The sequence below is a fragment of the Curtobacterium sp. A7_M15 genome, from assembly GCF_030705415.1.
In the GTDB taxonomy this organism is placed as follows: Bacteria; Actinomycetota; Actinomycetes; order Actinomycetales; family Microbacteriaceae; genus Curtobacterium.
The window spans coordinates 1-2,878 of the sequence record NZ_JAUZED010000192.1; the positions used below are offsets into that span (position 1 = coordinate 1).

Genomic DNA, 2,878 nt, shown 5'->3' on the forward strand with positions numbered 1-2,878 from the left:
GGGCGCGGGGCGGACAGGACCGCTCGGGGCGGGGAAGACCCGCGTGGCGGCGGACGGGAGGCGCGGTGCGGCGCCGACCCGCGCCTCCTGTCCGTCAGACGGTCACGTCAGACCGCGCTGGACCGGTCCGCGACCGCCTCGTCGCGCTCGAGGTCCTGCCGCAGCGCCGCACGCGCGGCGCGGGGCCCCACGACCGGCACGGCGTGCGTGATCGCCAGGTGCAGCCGCGTGTCCGCGTCGTACCGCAGCCGGAACCGCTCGTGACGGATGAGCCACACGAGCGCGATCGCCAGCGCCACGAAGCCCGATGCGGCACCGACGGCGATGGCCCAGCGGGGACCCCACGCGTCGGCGACGGCTCCGACGATCGGTGCGCCGATGGGGGTGCCGCCCGCGAAGATCGCCATGTAGAGAGCCATCACGCGTCCGCGCATCGCGGGCTTCGTGGTGGTCTGGACGAGGGCGTTCGCGGTCGTCATGAAGGTCAGTGACGCGAGTCCGACGAACACCAGCACGATCGCGAACGACCAGTACGTCGGGGCGACGGCTGCCGCGACGCAGGCCAGACCGAACCCGGCGGAGGCGATGACCAGCGTGCGCATCCGGGGTCGGTCGCGGCGTGCCGAGAGCAGGGCTCCGGCGACCGATCCGATCGCCATCACGGAGTTGAGCAGGCCGAACTCGCCCGCGCCCTTGTGGAACTCGACCCGGGCCATGGTCGAGGTGAAGATCGGGAAGTTCACGCCGAAGGTGCCCACGACGAAGATCATGCAGAGCACGACGATGATGTCCGGCCGGGTCCGCACGTACCGGAAGCCCGCGAGGATCTGTCCCTTGCCGCGCTTCGGCCGGATCCGTTCGGCGAGCTGGGCGGGGTCGACGAAGCGGAGCGCGACGAGCACGGCCAGGAACGAGGCTGCGTTGATGACGAACACCCAGCCGGAGCCGATCGCCGCGATGAGCACCCCGGCGACCGCGGGGCCGATGAGCCGGGCGGCGTTGAACGACGCAGAGTTGAGGGCGACGGCGTTGGCGACGTGCTCACCCTGGACGACGTCGGACACGAAGGCCTGGCGGATCGGGGTGTCGAACGCGGCGACGATGCCGAGCGCGAGTGCGAACCCGTAGAGCGACCAGATCGTTGCGGTGTCGGTCAGCACCATGATGCCGAGCCCCAGGCCGAGGGCACCCATCAACCCCTGCGTCAGCATGAGCATCTTGCGGCGGTCGAACCGGTCGGCGGCGAGTCCGGTCAGGGGGAGGAGGAGCAGCTGTGGCCCGAACTGCAGGGCCATGGTGATGCCGACCGCGATCGCGTCGTTGTCGGAGAGCTTCGTCAGGACGATCCAGTCCTGGGCGGTTCGCTGCATCCAGGTGCCGACGTTGGACACCAGGGCGCCGGCGAACCAGATGCGGTAGTTGCGGCCGGACAGGGAGCGGAACATGGCGGTCACTGCTGGGCAAGCCTCCTCATGATCTCGGTGGCGTCCGCGAGGGTCCGCCGTTCTGCGTCCGTGAGCTCGGCGAGCCGCGGGGTGAGCCAGCCGTCCCGCCGCCGCCGGGTCTCCTCGACGAAGGCGGAACCGGCGCCGGTCGCTCCGAGCAGGACCTTGCGGCGGTCGTCGCCGTGGTCGCCCTTCGAGACGAGTCCGCGCTCGACGAGGACGGCGATCGTCTTCGTCATCGAGGGCGGGGTGACGCCGTCCTGCCGGCTGAGTTCGGCGAGGGTCATCGGGCCGTCGCGGTGCAGTCGGGCGAGCGCGGAGAACTGGGCATCGCTGACGGTGGTGTCGGCCTTCTGCGCGCGGAGTGTACGCGAGAGGCGGTTCACCGCGATGCGGAGGTCGGTGGCGTCGGTCACGAGTCGTTAGCCTAGCAAATTAGTTCAGTGAACGAACTGCTTTCCCGGGTGTATCGTGGTGATGAACAACAGGTGTTGTCCAGAGAGAAGGAATCATGTCCGAGTTCGAGGGCAAGGTCGCCATCGTCACCGGTGGCGGCAGCGGCATCGGCGAGGCCATCGCGAAGGAGCTCGCGGCCGCGGGCGCGAAGGTCGTCGTCACCGACATCAAGCAGGACGCCGCAGAGCGTGTGGTCGGGGAGATCGCGGAAGCCGGCGGAACGGCGAGTGCGTTCGAGGCGAACTCCGCCGTCGCCGCCGACAACGAGCGCATGGTGCAGTTCGCCGTGGACACCTACGGAGCCCTGCACCTCGCCGTGAACAACGCCGGCATCGGCGCCGCGCCCCAGCCCATCGGCGAGTACGACGTCGAGGCGTGGGACCGCGTGCGTGCGGTGGATCTCGACGGCGTGTTCTACGGCCTCCGCTACGAGATCCCCGCGATGGTGGCCGCCGGTGGTGGCGCGATCGTGAACATGTCGTCGGTGCTCGGTTCGGTCGGCATCGCGCAGAACGCCGCCTACGTGGCGTCGAAGCACGCGCTGGTCGGTCTGACGAAGGTCGCTGCGCTCGAGTACACGGCGCAGGGCGTCCGGACGAACGCGGTCGGCCCGGGCTTCATCGACACGCCGCTCGTCCGTGCGTCGCTCTCGCCCGAGGCGCTCACGGCGCTCGAGGCCGAGCACGCGGCGGGGCGGCTCGGCACCGATGCCGAGGTCGCGGCCCTGGTGCTGTTCCTGCTGAGCGACAAGGCGTCCTTCATCAGCGGTAGCTACCACCTGGTCGACGGCGGCTACAGCGCGCACTGACCGGTCTGCTCCGGCCGGGGGTGCTGGGTGCCGGGTGCCGGGGTGAAACGGGCGTACCGTGTCGGAACTTCCGACCGGTCACGCCCGTTCCCGCTTTCCAGCACGGGTGCCGTGGGAAGGAGCGACCCACCGGAGGCGCGGCGTGCGTGAGCAGATCTGCTCACGCACG

3 protein-coding genes are annotated in these 2,878 nt (G+C 70.3%); 1 reads left to right on the forward strand and 2 read right to left on the reverse strand.

The annotated features are described in order from the left end of the window. Positions 1-107 precede the first annotated feature (107 nt). Both Q7F20_RS18190 and Q7F20_RS18195 read right to left on the reverse strand, forming a co-directional pair. Complete coding sequence (locus Q7F20_RS18190) at positions 108-1,454, reverse strand: MFS transporter (RefSeq protein WP_305741463.1); 1,347 nt, start codon at positions 1,452-1,454, stop codon at positions 108-110. Beyond that, positions 1,451-1,861, reverse strand: a complete 411-nt coding sequence (locus tag Q7F20_RS18195; RefSeq protein ID WP_305741464.1) for a MarR family winged helix-turn-helix transcriptional regulator — start codon at positions 1,859-1,861, stop codon at positions 1,451-1,453. The genes Q7F20_RS18190 and Q7F20_RS18195 overlap by 4 nt, the downstream gene beginning before the upstream one ends. A 95-nt stretch (positions 1,862-1,956) precedes the next feature. On the opposite strand from Q7F20_RS18195, the gene Q7F20_RS18200 reads away from it, so the two are divergent. Continuing rightward, positions 1,957-2,709, forward strand: coding sequence for an SDR family NAD(P)-dependent oxidoreductase (locus Q7F20_RS18200; protein WP_305741465.1), 753 nt, complete (start codon positions 1,957-1,959; stop codon positions 2,707-2,709). Positions 2,710-2,878: the final 169 nt, after the last annotated feature.

Excerpts from the sequence above, each read along its gene's own strand:
- Q7F20_RS18200 (WP_305741465.1), top strand. The coding sequence starts at position 1,957 with ATGTCCGAGTTCGAGGGCAAGGTCGCCATCGTCACCGGTGGCGGCAGC.